Below are 16,049 nucleotides of genomic sequence, written 5' to 3'. Positions count from 1 at the left end.
AGCCCGCACCCCTCGACCGATCGGCGCTTCCGGAATACTTGCGGGAACTGTTGACAACCCAGAAAGCCAAACCAACACTTCTGCCATCGACTGGGGCTGATGGCCGGTGACAGCGAGTCGAAGCCGTTTTGGACGAAGTTCCTGCGCTCCTTACGGGCCCGTGGCCTGGAGAACGTCCAGCTGGTCATCTCGGACAGCCACAGCGGGCTGGTGGCCGCGATCCGCACCGTCTTCCTCGGCACCGCCTGGCAAAGGTGTTGGGTTCACTTCGTGCGCGATGTCTTCAGCGTGATCGAAAAGGGTTCGGGCGAGACGGTGGCGGCAACGATCCGCACCATCTTCGCGCAGACCACCGGCGCGGCCGTCCGCTCACAGCCGGATGTGGTGGCCGACATGCTGGGACGGCAATTCCCCCAGGTCAAGACGATGCTGCTGAACACCGCGACGGACATCACCGCGTTCTGGGACTTCCCGCCGGACCACTGGAAGAAGATCTGGTCCACCAACCCGCTGGAACGGCTGAACCGGGAGATCAAACGCAGGGCCGATGTCGTGCTGATCTTCCCCAACCCCCCCGCCCTGGACCGGCTCGCCGCCGCGGTCCCGGCCGAACTCCATGACGAATGGCAGGCCTTCGACCGCCGCTACCTCTCCGAAGACTCTATGGCCGAACTCCTCAACTCCAAACCGGCCGGGCAGGACCGCGAGCTTCCGCCAGAGCAAGAACCCAATCAGCTCGGCCAGTGACTACACCACCTCACGGGACGTGACCCTGCCTGGCCTCCCGCCAGCCTTCACGAGGAGGACGCATGGACCTGAACAATGCCCCTGCCCGCGCCGGCTGGCCGAGCTGGGTGTCCGGCTGCTGCGGCCGGCCCGCAAAGGCGAGGCCGACGTCTCGGTTCGTGCGCTAAGAGTTCGTCGGCGCTGGTGAGCGGCGGACGGGGCGTCGACGGCGCGGCCGGTCTGAAGTCTTGCCGCAGATAACGCCCTATATGTCTGCGGCAGCTTGGTTCGTCACCTGCGGTGACGTTCTCCAGCCGCTGCACGAAGCGGCACTGTTATCTGTGGCAAGGGGAAGCGGTGCCAAGTGTCGTGCAGCTGCCGACTGGCAAGGCGTTGACCGTCCGGGCGGCGGCCGACGTGTTCCTCGACTCGCTCGGCAACCCAAACACGGTCCGGGCCTACGGGATCGGGGTGGGTAAGACTGCAGAACGGCTCGGCGAGGCTCGTCCGCTGTCGTCGGTGGCGGACGACGAGATCGGGGAAGCCCTCGAACTGCTCTGGGGCGCTGCGGCGGTCAACACTCGGAACTCCCCGGCGGGCGGGGGTCCTGTCCTGGCTCGGCTGGTGCCGTGATCGCGGCTACGAGGGGGCCGATGGTTCCGGCCTGGGTGAAGCGGCTGGCGGTGCCGGACTCCGAAACCCCAGCTCGCTCGAAGATGACGGTCGACCGGCTGATCGCCCGCCGCGACGTCCACCTGCGGGAGAAGACCTTCGACCGGATGCTCTACGAGACGGCCGCCCGGGTTGAGAAGATCCTTGGGCTGAATATCAAGGACTTGGACTTGGCCGGTCGCCGCACACCGGTGAAGGCGAAGGGCGCCCGCGCCAAGACCCGGCGCCGCGGGCAGGCACGGGAGGACTTCGTGCTGGAGACGGTCTATTGGGACGCCGGCACCGCCCGGCTGCTGCCGAGGCTGTTTCGCGGCCGGACCCGCGGCCCGGTGTTCGTCACTCACCGCCGCCCGGGGCCGGGCAAGGTGCTCTCCGCGCGGGCCGTCTGCCCGGATACCGGGTTCGCCCGCCTGTCCTACGGTCAGGCCCGCGCCCTGCCGTACGAGCACACCGCGGTGCGCGGGCCCGGTACCGGCTGGGATCCGCACGAGTATCGCCACTCCGCCCTGACCCACCTCGGCGAGCAGGGCGCCTCGCTGCTGATGCTCATGGCGAAGTCTCGGCACAAGAAGCCGGAGAACATCCGCCGCTGCTTCAAGCCGTCCCCCGAGGCAATCGCCGAGCTCACCAGCCTGCTCGCGCCCGGTGGCGGCATGCGGTGACGACGCTCACTGCGTTCCGAGGTCGTGAGCGGTGCCGTCGGCGACGGCCTGGAGTTTGTCCGGGTTGGCCACGTTGTGGATGGCGGTGATACGACCGTCGGCGTCGAAGTCGAAGGTGACGGTGGCGATCACGCGTCCCGGCCCGCTGAACACGATGCCCGGCCCGCCGTTGATCTCGACGAGTTCGGCTTTCATGTCGGCGGGCTCGACGCCCTGGTAGGTGACGGTGCCGATGGCCGCGAACCAGGCGGCCACCGTGGCCGCGCCCACAACCGGGCGCAGGGCCTGTCGGACCTTGCCGCCGCCGTCGGTCCACAGGGTGACGTCCGGGGAGAGCAGTTCCATCAGGGCGTTGACGTCACCGCCGGTCGCGGCGGCGAAGAACCGCTCGGTGGCCTCGCGCTGCCGCGACCGGTCGGCGGCGAAGCGCGGCCGCCGGGACCGTACGTGCTCGCGGGCCCGGTGCGCGGCCTGCCGCACCGCGGCCTCGGAACGCTCCACCGCCTCGGCGATCTCGGCGTAGTTGAAGTCGAAGACCTCCTTCAGCACGAACACCGCGCGTTCCAGCGGGCTGAGCGTCTCCAGCACCACCAACATGGCCATCGACACCGACTCGGCGTCCGTGACGGCCTCGGCGGCATCCCCGCTGGTGAGTATGGGCTCCGGCAGCCACGGCCCCACATAGGTCTCCCGCTTGTGCCGGGTGGAGCGCAGCCGTTCCAGCGCCAGGTTCGAGACGATCCGGGTCAGGTACGCCTTGGGGTCGGCCACCTGCGAGCGGTCCGCGGCAGACCACTTGATCCAGGCGTCCTGGACCGCGTCCTCGGCGTCGGCCGCGCTGCCGAGGAGGCGGTAGGCCACGGAGAACAGCAGCCGCCGGTGCTCGTGGAAGACTTCCTGGTCGGGGTCGGGGTCGGGGTCGGGGTAGGCGGGCAGGTCGGTCACTGTGCCCTCCGGATGCGGGTGAAGCGGCCCCCGCGGGGCCAGAACGCGCCCGAGGCGGGCATCTTCTTCATACGGCCGTAGGTCGGCCAGGGCGAGGCGGTCACCGTCTCCTTGTACCGGACGGCCACGCGGCCGGTCAGGCAGATCCGGCGCGGGCTGTCATCAGGCCGTGTGAACTGCACCACGGCGTCACCGCCTCCCAGGCTCACCGGCGTGTGGTAGTAGCCGAAGCGGAACGGCTTGGGCTGCCTGCCCCTGAGCACCCGGTCGATCGACAGCGCGGCCTGCACCCCGGTCGGCATGCCGCCCTGGCAGGTGCCGTGCATGACGCCGTAGCCCTGGCGGATCGCGGCCGCGTCGCCGATCGCGTACACCTCGGGGTGGGACACCGACCGCAGCGCGGCGTCGGTGACGATGCGTCCGTGCCCGTCGACGGCCAGCCCGGCGGCGGCCGCCAGCGGCGACACCCGCGTGCCGCTCGTCCACAGGACCGCGTCGGCCGCAATGCTCTCCCCGCCCGCCAGTTCCACCCCGTCGGGCAGCACCTTCACCACCTCGACGCCGACGCGTACCTGGACGCCCAGCCGGTCGAGCGCGGCGTGCAGATACGCCTTGGCCTTCGAGTTCATGGCCACACCGGGCTCCTGCCTGCCCAGCAGCACCACGTTCAACTCCGGGTGCCGCTCGGCGATCTCCGCGGCCGCCTCGATGCCGGTCAGCCCGCTGCCCGCGACCACCACCGTGCCGCTGCCGAGCCGCGCCAGCCGGTCGGCCAGCAGCTCGGCGTCCTGGGCGCTGCTCAGGGTGTACGCGTGGTCCTCGGCCCCCGGCACCGCCGAGGTGTCGGCGACGCCACCCAGCCCGTACACCAGCGTGTCGTAGGGCAGCACCCGGTCGTCGTCGATCCGCACGGTCTTCGCGTCCGCGTCCAGCGCCGTCACCCAGCCGCGCACGAACTGCGCGCCCGTACCCTCCAGCAGCTGAGGGATGCTCAGCTCGGCGAGCTGTTGCCCGGTCGCCGTCATGTGCAGGCGCATACGCTCGGTGAACCGCTCCTGCGCGTTCACCAGGGTCACCTGCACGTCCTCGCGCCGCTTTACCCGGGCCGCGAGCTGGATGGCCGCAGCCATGCCCGCGTATCCCGCCCCCAGGATCACCACGCGGTGCGCGGTCGCCGTGCCGGTCTCCTGCTGTGCGCTCATAGTTCCGTCCTCCTCGGCTCGCTTGCTGACGCCCACCAGATGGGAGCAGGCGGCCTGGACGTGACATGGGCCGGTTGTGATGCACGACACAGGGCGAATCGGGACCCACCGGAAGGTGGGCGAAGGGGGCCGCGAAGCCGTCATGACCCGGCGGGCGTGACGACTGCCAGTCCCCTCGGGGCAAGGGTCAGCAGGAAGTCTCCGGTCAAGCAGGCGACGGTCAGGACAGTTTCGGGACCTCACTCATGCGTCGTCGGCAGCGTCCTTGTCACGCAGGGGACGCAGTCCACCGGGCAAGTCGGGCAGCTGGAAGGAGTAGCGGCCCAGCATGTTCTTTATCTGGACGTTTTGGGTGACTGCCTCTGAATTGTCTTGAGGTTCACGGGCGTCCATGGAGTCTCGCTGGCACACTCTTCGTGTGGATGCTGGGACTTCGGCGGTTTTGGGTGCTGCGGTGGGAGTAGTGGGAACAGCCCTTGCAGCGGCCATTGCTGGGATAGCGGGGCAGCGGCAGGTTCGAGCTGAGCATCGACACTGGCGTCGCCAGCTGCGCCGTGATGCTTATGCCGCCTTCATAGTCAAAGCTGATGAGGTTCATGGGGCGCTGCGGGGGATCGAAGCTGAGTTAGCCAGGCCAGGCCATGATCTCGACGGGTTGCGGGGAGCTCTGAACGACACCCGTAGGTTGGTTCAAGGTGACCTGGCCGATGCTCAGACTGCCGTCGAGCTTGAAGGTCCGGAGATGCTGGCTCGCATGGCTGGCGAGTTGACCAAGTCACTGTCGGCCTGCTCAGCTGCGATTCAGGCGAGAATCATCGGTCGGGAGGGCAGTGACGCGCTGGGGGCGAACGAGTCGCATCGCATCAGGAGATTCCTCAACCACGTGTTGAACAAGCGAGAGCAGTTTGTGAGTCATGCTCGCAAGGCCATCGATGTGTGAGCGTGAGGTTGAGCACGACTCGCCGGAGCAGGATCGTTCAGCAGTGATCGTCGGGGCCGGTTTCGATACTCGCGCCGAGGTCGGCGAGGAGGCAGCGGATTTGGTCGGCGATGGCGTTGTGTCGTTCGACCTCTCGGGGCCAGCCGCGTTCGATGGCGTCCTGGGCGAGCTGCTGCTCGCGGGCGAGCCGGGACCGCAGACGCGATGCATACTCGCTCGTGGTGAGGAACTTCGAGCAACGGAGGTAGATGTCGCACTCGCAAGGCCCTTCGGCGGGTGCACGCAGGCAGTGGCCGAGTTCGAGTTCGGTCTTGAAGAAGTTGGTCTTGAGCCAGTTGAGGGTGTCCTCGCCGATCCTGCTGCTCAGGAGTTCCTCCGCGGCCGGGCCTGCGATCCGTCCGCCGGCGGCGATGACCTTTTCGTACTGCTGCTTCAGGACGGGGTCGCTGACGTGGGAGTAGGTGGCCGACATCTGTGCGTTGCGGTGTCCGAGGATCGCCATGATGGTCTGGGTCTGGGCGCCGCCTTCGGCGAGCTGGGTGCCGACCGTGTGGCGAAACCGGTGGGGGGTCACTGTGGGGTTGCCGTCGCCGTCGACGAGCCCGGCCTTGCGGCAGGCGATCTCCAGGGCGTCCGCGAACAGGAAGTGCCGCCCCATCGGCTTGCCGCGCCGCATGAACACGTAACGGACCGGCCGCTGGGCCCATGCGTCGTGGCGGGCTGCTGCGTTCGCGGCCTTGGCCGCGTCGATCAGCTCGCGCAGCGCGTCCGCCGCTTGGGGGTGCAGCGGGACCATGCGCTCGGTGTAGGTCTTGCCGACCGGAATCCGCAGCCGGGGATAGCCGTCGGGGTAGGCGTCCAGCCGGGCCAGTCGGCTCGCCCCTGGCAGCAGCACCCGCCCCTCGCGCAGCCAGCCCGCCGCCGCGTCGAACAGCGCCTTCGGCCCGTCCCCCGTCGTCCACGCCCGCGCGTCCAGCCAGGCCACCAGCTCCTCACGGACCTCGGCGAAGTCCCGCCAGCCCTCGGCCTCCTGGATCTCCCCGGCGTGCGTACGGGCCGTACCGTCCCGCTCCCCGTACAGCTTCAGGCACGAGGCGTCCGCTATCTCCAACTGCCCGGCCAGGTACTCGGCCACTTCCGCCGGCACCTGCCGCGGGTCCGGCATGAACCGACCCAGACGCAGGAGCGCAAAAAGCAAGACCGAGGCCAGGACCAAACTCAAGAAGCTGCTCAACGACCACGAGACCAGCGTCGCAGTCGACACCGAGTACACCGTCGAGGAGGCGGTTGCCAACTGGCTGGCGTACGGTCTCGCAGGGAAAGATCCGGAGACGGTAGATCTGTACACCACTCTCTCCCACACGCACATCGTCCCCGTCCTGGGCCACCGGAAGCTATGTGAACTCAGCGTCGATGACGTCGACGAGTGGCTGGCGTCGAAGGCGCGCTCGCTCAGCACGCGCACTCTTCAGAGCATGCACTCCTGTCTGAACCGTTCGGTGCAACGGGCCATGGTCCGTTGCAAGATCGACCGCAATGTCGTGGCGTTGTGCACGGTGCCCACCGGTCAACCGGGAAGGCCGTCCAAGGCCATAACTCTCGCCCAGGCCGAAGCCGTCCTGCGGGCTGTCGAAGGCGACTCCATGCACGCCTACGTCGTCGTCTCCCTCCTCACCGGAGCCCGGACCGAGGAACTGCGCCCACTCACCTGGGACCATGTGGACCTCGACGGTCGCCCGCACGCCGATCCCCCCGTCCCTCCGCACATCTCGGTCTGGCACTCCGTCCGCAGGAGCGGCGACACCAAGACCCGCAAGTCCCGACGCCCCCTCGCCCTCCCTCACCGCTGCGTCTCGGCCCTGCGACGACACCGAAGCGCACAGGAACAACAGCGGAAGGACGCCGGCGCGGGATGGCAGGACCACAACCTCGTCTTCGCCTCCGACGTCGGCACAGCGCTGGACGCGGCCAACGTCCGACGGGCCTTCCGGCGAGCCATCGCCAAGGCCGACGGCATCAACCCCGCCGAGTGGACGCCCAGAGAACTGCGGCACAGCTTCGTGTCCCTGCTGTCCGACCACGACGTCCCCGTCGAGGAGATCGCCAAACTCGTGGGCCACTCCAGCTCGGAGACCACCGAGAGGGTCTACCGGAAGCAGATCCGCCCCGTCATCCAGACCGGAGCCCTGACCATGGACCGCATCTTCGGAACCTGAACCAGCCACGCCGACAACCCACCCTGCACCGGGGTCCACCGCACGCGCGGCGGGCCCCGGTCTCGCGTCCGCGAAACGGTCCGGAGGGCCGACGCGCTGTCCTCCTCCGCCGCTGCGGCGAAGGAGGACAGAGGACGGGAAGGAAGTTCGACGGGGGAACGTCCACCGGAAGCTGACGCCCGAATGCCGCATATCGGACACGCGGGCTGGCGGCGGGAACGTCAGTCACTCAGATAGACACGCAGAAGGCCACTTCCGCAACGGAAGTGGCCTCTGACCTGTGGAGCTAAGGAGAATTGAACTCCTGACCTCTTGCATGCCATGCAAGCGCTCTACCAACTGAGCTATAGCCCCTGGGTGGTCCGCCTCGGGGCTTCCCTTGGCGGCGATGCCTACTCTACACGGGCCTGCCGGGCGATTGCCAAATCGGTTGCTGCCGCGGATGGCGGGTGAGTGGGTGGGGTGGGGGTGGGGGTCAGACGCTGGCGAAGGAGTAGAAGCGCTTCAGCGCGCAGTGCTCGTCGAGGAGGCGGCCGTAGATCGGCTCTCCTTCCAGCTCGCGGTAGACCTCGATCGGGTCGCCCTTGATGATCAGAGCCCGTGCGCACTCCACGCACCAGTACTGGTAGGCGACGTTGACCGGCTGGAGGTCGCGGACGATCGGGGTGCCGGCTCCGCACCAGTCGCACTTCCTGCTGTGCGCACCCACGCCGTATCAGCTCCACCCTCGGTTGTGGGCCGTGCACACGAGGCGAACCCCTCCGTCGAGCCGGGCGACATGCGCCGGTGGTCCAGCTCCGGCGCCCTGACGATTCTGCCACGTCAGCGACTGCCCGATAAGCCTTGCGATCCCGTCCCGGCACGAAGAGAGACGGGATCGATACACCCGGCTCAGCGCCCCCGCGGGCGGCGTGCCGCGCCTGCTGCCGCTCCGGCCACTCCGGTCACGGCGAGCACGGCCGCCGCGGCCCACACGCCCTGCGCCGTGGAACCGGTGGCTTCGGCCCGGTTCAGGAACAGGGTGCCGACGGCGGCGATGCCGACGAGCATGCCCAGCTGGGTGGCCATCGCCGTCACCCCGCTGGCGTCCGCCGCGTCCGCGGGCGCCACCAGGCCGAGCGCGCGGGTCAGGGTCGGACCGTAGGCGAACGCGAGACCGCAGCCGTTCAGCGCGAACGCCATCGGCAGCAGCGCGCCGCCGCTGTCCCCGTTCCGCAGCAGCAGGCCGGTCCACAGCAGCCCGGCCGCCGAGAGCAGGAAGCCGGTGGCGGGGAGTGCGGCGTGCAGGCGCGCGGGGAACGCGCGCCACAGCAGGGAGGCCGCGCCGAACGCGAGGGCCGTCGGCACGAACATCAGCCCGGTGCGCAGCGCGCCGTACCCGAGGCCGCCCTGGGACGGCGGCCCCTGGAAGTGCAGGGAGAGCGTGAACAGCACCGCGCCGTTGACGGCCATGGCGAGGAAGATCCGGGTAGCGGCCACGACGACCCCGGGGCTGGTCAGGACCCGCGGGGAGATCAGCGGGGCGCCGCCGCGGCGCGCGAGCAGCGTCTCGTACCGGGCGAACAGCCCGGTCAGCACCGCGCCGAGGGCGAGGGAGAGCAGGCACCACGCGGGCCAGTCCCGCTCCTGACCGAGCACGAGCGGCACCGTGAGGGCGAGCACCGCGGCGGTGAGCAGCACGAGGCCCGGCAGGTCGAGGCCGCGGGCGCGGTCCGTGCCGCCGGGGCGGCGGAGCGGCACGGCCCACAGGCCGACGGCCAGCAGCACGAGGCCGATGGGCACGTTGAGCAGGAAGACCGGCCGCCAGCCGAGGCCGAACAGGTCGGCGTTGATCAGGACGCCGCCCGCGACCTGTCCGGCCACGGCGCCGGTGGCGAGCACGGCGGCGAACAGCGTCAGCGCCCTGGTCCGTTCCTGCCCGTGGAAGGTGCGCTGGATCAGGCTGAGCACTTGCGGCAGCATCAGCGCCGCCCCGGCACCCTGGGCGAGGCGGAACGCGATGAGCGGCCCGCTGCCGGGGGCGAGGCCGCAGGCGAGCGAGGCGGCGGTGAACACGGCGAGCCCGGCGAGGTGGAGCCGTCCGGGGCCGTACCGGCCGCCGAGCCGCGCGCCGGTGATCAGCAGCACCGCGTAGGCGATGGTGTAGCCGGCGACGACGAGTTGGACGGCGGCGTCCGAGGCGTTCAGGTCGGCGCGCAGGCCGGGCGCGGCAACGTTGACGATGAAGACGTCGAGCAGGGCCATGAACTGCCCGGCGAGGATGGTCGCGAGCAACAGGCCGCGGCGTTCCGGAGGTTGGCCGCCGGTCGCCCGGTCGGCGGGGGCGGGCGCCGTCGATGTGGTGGTCATGGCGTCAGCGTGCGCCGCCTCTGATACCGGTAACGAGAGCCCGTTGATACTGGTAGTGACAGCAACTGGCAGCGGCGGCCGGGCGGCGGCAGGCTGGGGGACGTGACCATGTCGACAGTGACTCGTGGGTCGGCGGCGGAGCGCCGGCGGCCGGCGCTGGCCGCCTTCCTGCGCAGCAGGCGGGCCCGGATCACGCCCGCCGACGTCGGGCTGCCGCCCGGGGTGCGGCGGCGCACGCCGGGGCTGCGGCGCGAGGAGGTCGCGCAGCTCGCAGGGGTGGGGGTCACGTGGTACACGTGGCTGGAGCAGGGGCGCCGGATCAACGCGAGCGCCCAGGTGCTCGACGCGGTGGCGCGCACGCTGCGCCTGGACGCGGCCGAACGGGAGCACCTGTTCCACCTGGCGGAGGTGCCGTTCGCCGGGAGCCACGGCGACGACACGGACGCGGCGGCGGTCGGGGCGGACGTGCAGACGGTGCTGGACGCGCTGGTCCCGCTGCCCGCCGTGGTCTACAACGCGCGCTACGACGTGCTGGGGCAGAACGTCGCGTACGCCGCCGTCTTCCTCGGCGGGCCGGGCGGGCCGGGGGCACCGTTGCGGCCGGGCGGCGGGCCGAACGCGCTGTGGAGCCTGTTCGCGGGCCGCCTGGAGGACTGCCCGCTGGTCTTCCGGGAGAGCGAGCTGAAGATCATGGTGGCCACGCTCCGCGCGGCCTACGGCAACCATGTCGGCGAGCCCGCATGGGAACGTTTCCTGCGGCAACTGTGCGAGAAGAGCGCGGAGTTCGCCGGTCTGTGGGCGAGCGGCGACGTGGTGCCGCCGGGGCCGCGGCTGAAGACGTTCCGCCACCCGTTGGTGGGCCACATCAGGCTGCGGTCGGAGTCCATGTCGATCAACGGGGTGCCGGAGGCCCGCATGGTCGTGTACGTGCCGGCGGACGAGGAGAGCCGACGGCACATCGGGACGCTGAGCGCCCGCGCCCGCCGGTCCTGAGGCGGCGCGGGCCGGCGGCAGTGCCCGCGGCCGCGGCAGCGGACGGGCTACCGCCGTCCGTCAGACATCGTCGCCGAGGACCGGCTCCGGCAGGGAGCCCGCATTGTGCTCCATGAGTCGCCAGCCGCGGACGCCCTCGCCGAGCACGGACCAGGCGCAGTTGGACAGCCCGCCCAGCGCCTCCCAGCTCGGCGACGGCAGGCCGAGCAGCCGGCCGATCGTGGTGCGGATCGTGCCGCCGTGGCTGACCACCACGAGCACCCCGCCGGACGGCAGCTTCTCCGCGGCGCGCTCGACCAGCGGGGCCGCCCGGTCGGCGACCTCGGTCTCCAGCTCACCGCCGCCGCGCCTGACCGCCTCGCCGCGCTTCCACGCCGCGTACTGCTCGCCGAACCTGGCCATGATCTCGTCGTGCGTCAGGCCCTGCCAGGCACCGGCGTAGGTCTCGCGCAGCGCCTCGTCGTAGGTGACCTCCAGCCCGGTGACGGCGGCGAGCTCGGCCGCCGTGTCCCGGGTGCGCCGCAGGTCGGAGCTGATGATGCTGTGCGGTGTGAGGGAGGCGAGCAGCCGTGCGGAACGCTTCGCCTGCGCGCGGCCCGTCTCCGTCAGGTCCACGTCCGTGGTGCCCTGGAAGCGCCGCTCCAGATTCCACGCGGTCTGCCCGTGCCGCCAGAGCACGATGCGCCGCGTCCCCGGGGCGCTCAGCTGACCTCACCGCCCCGCACGCCCGCCTCGGCCGCGCGCTCCTGCTGCGCGTGCTCGGCGGCCCTGCCCCGGGTGGCCGCGGCGTCCTCGGGCAGCGGGATGGCCGGGCAGTCCTTCCACAGCCGCTCCAGGGCGTAGAAGACGCGCTCCTCGGCGTGCTGCACGTGGACGACGATGTCGACGTAGTCGAGCAGAACCCAGCGGCCCTCCCGCTCCCCCTCCCGGCGGACGGGCTTGGTGCCGAAGGTCTTCAGCAGCCGCTCCTCGATGCCGTCGACGATCGACTTGACCTGCCGGTCGTTGGGTGCGGAGGCGAGCAGGAAGGCGTCGGTGATGGCCAGCACGTCGCTGACGTCGTACGCGATGATGTCGTGCGCGAGCTTGTCGGCGGCGGCCTGGGCGGCGGCCTCGACCAGCTCGGTGGCGCGGTCCGTGGCGGTCACAGGTGCGGCAGTCTCCTCGGTGTCGCGGGCGTCGGCCCCTGCTGTTGAAGCCAGGGTCTCACGGCGCACTGACGGTCACTGTCCATAATCCCCGCCCAGGACGATCGTCACATCGGCATTTCCTGCCGCGTCACCCTGAGTGACGACGTCATCCGGCAGGCCGAGGGTCGCGGCCACTTCGCGCGCGGTCGCCTGATGGGCCTCGTCGGCGTACGTCACGCTCGACTCGGCGGCCTGCTCGTTCCCCGGGCGGCTGTCGGCGACCGTGAACCCGCCGTTGACCAGCGCGATCCTGGCGGTCTCCGCGGCGTCCTCGCTGCCGCTGGCGTCCCTGATGCCGATGCGCGGCACCGCGCCGGCCTCCGTGTTGCTGACGGTGCCGCCCAGCACGTCCGCGACCAGACCGTCCGCGGTCTCGTCGCTGATGGTGCCGCCGCTCTCGACCGGCAGCGACTCGGTGTCGTGGCCGCCGTCCTGCGCGTAGCCCGCGAGCCGGGCGAGGCTGATGCCCAGCTCCTCCTCGGTCAGCGAGGGGTCGGTGATCTGGGTGAGGCTCTCCACCACCTGCGTGGCGCCGCTCTCGTTGCTCGGCAGCTTCAGCAGCACGGCGTGCAGCACCTGGCCGAAGCGGGCCAGCTGGGCGGTCTGCGGCTCGCCGTCGCCGCGGTGGGAGGCGTAGGCGATGGCGTCCCTGCCGTCCATCAGCACGTCCTCGCCCTGCTCGACGAGGGGGCCCTCGTCCTCCTCGCCGCCGGGCACCTCGGTGTCCGTGGTGACGGTGATGCCGCCGACCAGGTCGACCAGGATCTCCAGGTAAGGGGTGTCGAGGCGCCAGGTGCCCTTGATGTCGGCGCCGAGCAGGGTGCCGAGGGAGTCGCGAACGGAGCCGGCGGCCTCCTCGGTGACGGCCTGGCCGAGCGTCGTGGCGCCACCGTCCGGGGTGACGGCCAGCTCGTTGGGCAGCAGCAGGGTGGTGCCCGTTCCCGCGGTCTCGTTCGCGATGAGCAGGGCCGTCGCCGTTTCGTCGGAATCCGTCTGCCGCAGGTGGACGACGATCACGTCGCGCACCTCGGCCCCGGCCGTCGCCTCGTCGCCGCTGTCGGGCCCCGGCACGCCGGGCAGCCGGTCGGTGGCCCACAGGAACGCGGTACCGCCGAGCACGGCGAGGACCAGCACGATGATCAGCAGCCGCCGCCTGCCGCGCCCGCGGCGCTTGGCCTCCTCGCGGCGCTCGGTGCGGCTCTCGCTGAACTTCAGCCAGTCGATGACGTCCTCGGAGTCGTCGTCCTGCTCGTCGACGAACGCGAACTGCTCGGTCCCGTAGTCCGCCCCGAAGTCGTCGGCCGGCGGCCGGCGCTGCTGCGGAACGGCCACGGCGGGCGGCTCGTCCACCGCGGGCGGCGGTCCCGGCTCGGCCGGGGGCACCGGCGGCTGCTCGCCGGTGCCGCCGTCGTGGTGGTGCCCGGGCACCCCCGCCCAGCCCTGGCCGTATGTCTGGTCGTGGCCGTGACTCTGGTCGCGGCCGTAGTCGAACGTCTCGGTGACGGGGGGCTGCGGGCCGGTGTCCTGCGGGCGGCCGTAGCCGTCGTAACCGCCGTAGCCCTCGTAGCCGCCGCCCTGGTAGCCGTCCCACACCGGGGGCTGCTGGCCGGTGCCGTAGTCGTACGCGCCCGGGACCGGGGCGTGCGGGCTCTGCGGCGCCTGGGTGCCGGTGTCCCAGACGGGGGGCTGCTCCCCCGTTCCGTAGTCGTATTCCTGCGGGGCGGGCGGCTGTTGCTGAGCGGTCCGGTACAGCGGGCGCCCGTACTCGTCATAGCCGTAGGGCTGACCGTACGGATCGTGTCGGTCGTTCACCACTGCCGCCCTTCAGTCCGTTCAGCGCTCAGGCCCCGCGAGGTCCCGGTACAGCGCCCGCTTGTTGATGTAGCGCACCACCCCGTCCGGCACCAGATACCAGACGGGGTCGCCGCGGGCGACCCGCTCCCGGCAGTCGGTGGAGGAGATGGCGAGCGCGGGCACCTCCACCAGCGACACGCCGCCGCCCGGCAGGCCGGGGTCGGCGAGCGCGTGCCCGGGGCGGGTCACGCCGATGAAGTGCGCCAGGGAGAACAGCTCTCCGGCGTCGCGCCAGCCCAGGATCTGGCCGAGCGCGTCGGCGCCGGTGATGAAGAACAGGTCGGCGTCGGCGTGTTCGGCCCGCAGCTCGCGCAACGTGTCGATCGTGTACGTCTTCCCGCCGCGATCGATGTCGATCCTGCTGACGGAAAACTGCGGGTTGGACGCCGTCGCGATGACCGTCATCAGGTACCGGTCCTCGGCCGGGGAGACGGCACGGTGGCCCTTCTGCCACGGCTGGCCGGTCGGCACGAAGATCACCTCGTCGAGGTGGAAGCGCGCCGCCACCTCGCTCGCGGCGACCAGGTGTCCGTGGTGGACGGGGTCGAAGGTACCGCCCATCACGCCGAGCCGCCGCTTCGCGGGCCCTATCGGCTCCTGCATGGCCGGCCTAGCGGTCGCGGTTGAGCCGCGTGGTGATCCACAGGAGCAGGAGCAGGGCGGCGAGTGCACCGCCGCCGATGGCGTAGGCGTTCAGGCTCTCGTGGCCCCCTTCCTCCGCGAGGGTGCGCAGGGCGGAGGCGGCGGGAGAAGTGGTGAGCTGCGTCATACGCGGACCTATCCGGGAACGGGACTGCTTGGACTCACTGTCATCGTATGCGGAGGACTATGCCATGGCCTCTTGCCCCCATCGCTCCCGTGCGGTGCAGTGAGGGGCAACGCACAGCCCGGAAGCGGACGAGGGGGCCCCATGACGGACAATGCCGACAGCGCCGACAGCGCCGACAGCGCCGACAGCGCCGACAGCGCCGAGCGCGCCGACAGGACCGGCCACGGCGGGAACGGCACGGGAACGGGCAAGGGAACGGGCGGGAAAACGAGCGCGGGCGCGGAACGGCGGCGCTTCCCCGGCATATCCTCCCGCGCCTACGAGCACCCTGCCGACCGTTCCGCCCTGGTGGCGCTGCGCAAGCTGACCGGCTTCGACGCGGTGTTCAAGGCGCTCAGCGGCATGCTGCCGGAGCGCAGCCTCCGGCTGCTCTTCCTGTCGGACTCGGTGCGGGTGAGCGAGCGGCAGTTCGCGCAGCTGCACGAGCTGCTGCTGGACGCCGCCTACGTCCTCGACCTCGACCGGGTCCCGGCCATGTACGTCACGCAGGACCCCCGGCCGAACGCCATGTGCATCGGCCTCGACCAGCCGATCATCGTGCTGACCACGGGCCTGGTGGAGCTGCTCGACGAGGCGGAGATGCGGGCGGTCATCGGCCACGAGGTCGGGCACGCGCTGTCCGGCCACGCCGTCTACCGCACGCTGCTGCTGTTCCTGACGAACATGGCGGTGCGCGTCGCCTGGATACCCCTGGGCAACCTGGCGATCATGGCCATCGTCACCGCGCTCCGCGAGTGGTTCCGCAAGTCCGAGCTGTCCGCCGACCGCGCCGGGCTCCTCGTCGGACAGGACCCGCAGGCGTCGGTGCGCGGCTTGATGAAGCTGGCCGGGGGCAACCACCTGCACGAGATGAACGTCGACGCCTTTCTCGAACAGGCCGACGAGTACGAGGCGGGCGGCGACCTGCGCGACTCGGCGCTGAAGATCCTCAACGTGCTGCCGCGCAGCCACCCGTTCGCCGTCGTGCGCGCCGCCGAGCTGCGCGCCTGGGCCGCCGGACGCGACTACCAGCGGATCATGGACGGCCATTACCCGCGCCGCGACGAGGACGGCGGTGCCTCGGTCAGCGACTCCGTGCGGGAGTCGGCAGGGCACTACGCACAGCGGGTGCGCACCGGCAAGGACCCGCTGGTCAAGCTCGTGAACGACGTGGCGGGCGGCGCCGGCGAGCTGGGCGGGCGGCTGCGGAACTTCGCCACGGGCGCGGCGCGCTCCGCCCGTGACGCCGCCAGGGGCCCCAGGGACACCGCGGAGGGCCGCGGCGAACCGGGCTCAGGGGAACCGCGCCCAGGCGAAGCGGGCCGCGCCGAGGAACAGGGCCCGGCGGACCCGCAGGGGCCTAGTGACCCGCCGGATGGCTCGGCAGGCCGCTGACGGCGAACGTGCCGCACAGCGCCGCGCGTTCGCCGTCCAGGTCGTACGGGTCGGTGCCCTCGGACGCCCGCTGCTCGGCGCTCTCGCCCGCGAGCAG

14 protein-coding genes, 1 tRNA gene and 4 pseudogenes are annotated in these 16,049 nt (G+C 71.1%); 6 read left to right on the top strand and 13 right to left on the bottom strand.

The features are described from left to right. Positions 1-105 precede the first annotated feature (105 nt). Both STBA_RS25225 and STBA_RS25220 read left to right on the top strand, forming a co-directional pair. Positions 106-747, top strand: a pseudogene (locus tag STBA_RS25225) (transposase); the annotation flags it as partial. 336 nt (positions 748-1,083) lie between these two features. Beyond that, positions 1,084-2,060, top strand: a pseudogene (locus tag STBA_RS25220) (tyrosine-type recombinase/integrase). A 6-nt stretch (positions 2,061-2,066) separates the two neighbouring features. Here the strand turns inward: STBA_RS25220 and STBA_RS25215 are convergent. The 3 genes from STBA_RS25215 to STBA_RS38000 all read right to left on the bottom strand — a co-directional run bounded on the left by STBA_RS25215 (position 2,067) and on the right by STBA_RS38000 (position 4,600). Continuing rightward, entirely contained in the window at positions 2,067-3,005 is a 939-nt protein-coding gene (locus STBA_RS25215) for an RNA polymerase sigma-70 factor (RefSeq protein ID WP_077061417.1), read from the bottom strand. Continuing rightward, positions 3,002-4,207 (bottom strand): FAD-dependent oxidoreductase, encoded by a 1,206-nt coding sequence (locus STBA_RS25210; RefSeq protein ID WP_077061416.1) that lies wholly within the window; start codon positions 4,205-4,207, stop codon positions 3,002-3,004. Before STBA_RS25210 ends, STBA_RS25215 begins: the two co-directional genes overlap by 4 nt. A gap of 243 nt (positions 4,208-4,450) precedes the next feature. Beyond that, a complete protein-coding gene (locus STBA_RS38000; protein ID WP_171987786.1) occupies positions 4,451-4,600 on the bottom strand; it encodes a hypothetical protein in 150 nt (49 codons plus the stop codon). A gap of 25 nt (positions 4,601-4,625) precedes the next feature. On the opposite strand from STBA_RS38000, the gene STBA_RS37290 reads away from it, so the two are divergent. Continuing rightward, on the top strand, positions 4,626-5,147 hold the full coding sequence (locus STBA_RS37290) for a hypothetical protein (protein ID WP_143659570.1): 522 nt from the start codon (positions 4,626-4,628) through the stop codon (positions 5,145-5,147). 37 nt (positions 5,148-5,184) lie between these two features. On the opposite strand, the pseudogene STBA_RS25195 reads toward STBA_RS37290, so the two are convergent. Next, a pseudogene (locus STBA_RS25195) lies at positions 5,185-5,970 on the bottom strand (site-specific integrase); the annotation flags it as partial. Positions 5,971-6,006: 36 nt separating this feature from the next. Further along, positions 6,007-6,324 (bottom strand): annotated as a pseudogene (locus STBA_RS39555) (DUF4158 domain-containing protein); the annotation flags it as partial. Between STBA_RS39555 and STBA_RS25185 the strand changes: the two are divergent. Then, positions 6,311-7,363: a site-specific integrase gene (locus STBA_RS25185; protein ID WP_079252152.1), complete on the top strand. Its 1,053-nt coding sequence runs from the start codon at positions 6,311-6,313 to the stop codon at positions 7,361-7,363. The pseudogene STBA_RS39555 and the gene STBA_RS25185 sit on opposite strands and share 14 nt — an antisense overlap. Before the next feature lie 281 nt (positions 7,364-7,644). Here STBA_RS25185 and STBA_RS25180 read toward each other — a convergent pair. The 3 genes from STBA_RS25180 to STBA_RS25170 all read right to left on the bottom strand — a co-directional run bounded on the left by STBA_RS25180 (position 7,645) and on the right by STBA_RS25170 (position 9,712). Then, positions 7,645-7,717: transfer RNA gene (locus tag STBA_RS25180), tRNA-Ala, on the bottom strand. 121 nt (positions 7,718-7,838) lie between these two features. Continuing rightward, positions 7,839-8,072 carry a hypothetical protein gene (locus STBA_RS25175; protein WP_049575784.1) on the bottom strand — a complete coding sequence of 78 codons (234 nt, stop codon included), beginning with the start codon at positions 8,070-8,072 and terminating at the stop codon, positions 7,839-7,841. A 182-nt stretch (positions 8,073-8,254) separates the two neighbouring features. After that, entirely contained in the window at positions 8,255-9,712 is a 1,458-nt protein-coding gene (locus tag STBA_RS25170) for an MFS transporter (RefSeq protein WP_171987785.1), read from the bottom strand. Positions 9,713-9,820: 108 nt separating this feature from the next. On the opposite strand from STBA_RS25170, the gene STBA_RS25165 reads away from it, so the two are divergent. After that, positions 9,821-10,705 carry a helix-turn-helix transcriptional regulator gene (locus tag STBA_RS25165; protein WP_077061413.1) on the top strand — a complete coding sequence of 295 codons (885 nt, stop codon included), beginning with the start codon at positions 9,821-9,823 and terminating at the stop codon, positions 10,703-10,705. Between the two features lie 60 nt (positions 10,706-10,765). Here the strand turns inward: STBA_RS25165 and STBA_RS25160 are convergent, their stop codons facing one another. The 5 genes from STBA_RS25160 to STBA_RS37995 all read right to left on the bottom strand — a co-directional run bounded on the left by STBA_RS25160 (position 10,766) and on the right by STBA_RS37995 (position 14,518). After that, complete coding sequence (locus STBA_RS25160; protein WP_077061412.1) at positions 10,766-11,410, bottom strand: histidine phosphatase family protein; 645 nt, start codon at positions 11,408-11,410, stop codon at positions 10,766-10,768. Beyond that, positions 11,407-11,853, bottom strand: a complete 447-nt coding sequence (gene rsfS / locus STBA_RS25155; RefSeq protein ID WP_077061411.1) for a ribosome silencing factor — start codon at positions 11,851-11,853, stop codon at positions 11,407-11,409. The genes STBA_RS25160 and rsfS overlap by 4 nt, the downstream gene beginning before the upstream one ends. A gap of 75 nt (positions 11,854-11,928) precedes the next feature. Then, on the bottom strand, positions 11,929-13,707 hold the full coding sequence (locus STBA_RS25150; protein ID WP_077063576.1) for an LCP family protein: 1,779 nt from the start codon (positions 13,705-13,707) through the stop codon (positions 11,929-11,931). A 21-nt stretch (positions 13,708-13,728) separates the two neighbouring features. Next, positions 13,729-14,352, bottom strand: coding sequence for a nicotinate-nucleotide adenylyltransferase (gene nadD / locus STBA_RS25145; RefSeq protein ID WP_077061410.1), 624 nt, complete (start codon positions 14,350-14,352; stop codon positions 13,729-13,731). Between the two features lie 7 nt (positions 14,353-14,359). Continuing rightward, positions 14,360-14,518 (bottom strand): hypothetical protein, encoded by a 159-nt coding sequence (locus STBA_RS37995; RefSeq protein WP_171987784.1) that lies wholly within the window; start codon positions 14,516-14,518, stop codon positions 14,360-14,362. A 141-nt stretch (positions 14,519-14,659) separates the two neighbouring features. Here STBA_RS37995 and STBA_RS25140 point away from each other — a divergent pair, with 141 nt between their 5' ends. Next, positions 14,660-15,952 carry a M48 family metallopeptidase gene (locus STBA_RS25140; RefSeq protein WP_079252151.1) on the top strand — a complete coding sequence of 431 codons (1,293 nt, stop codon included), beginning with the start codon at positions 14,660-14,662 and terminating at the stop codon, positions 15,950-15,952. Positions 15,953-16,049: the final 97 nt, after the last annotated feature.

The sequence above is a fragment of the Streptomyces sp. MP131-18 genome, from assembly GCF_001984575.1.
In the GTDB taxonomy this organism is placed as follows: domain Bacteria; phylum Actinomycetota; class Actinomycetes; order Streptomycetales; family Streptomycetaceae; genus Streptomyces; species Streptomyces johnsoniae.
This window is presented reverse-complemented; position numbering and strand designations above follow the sequence as displayed.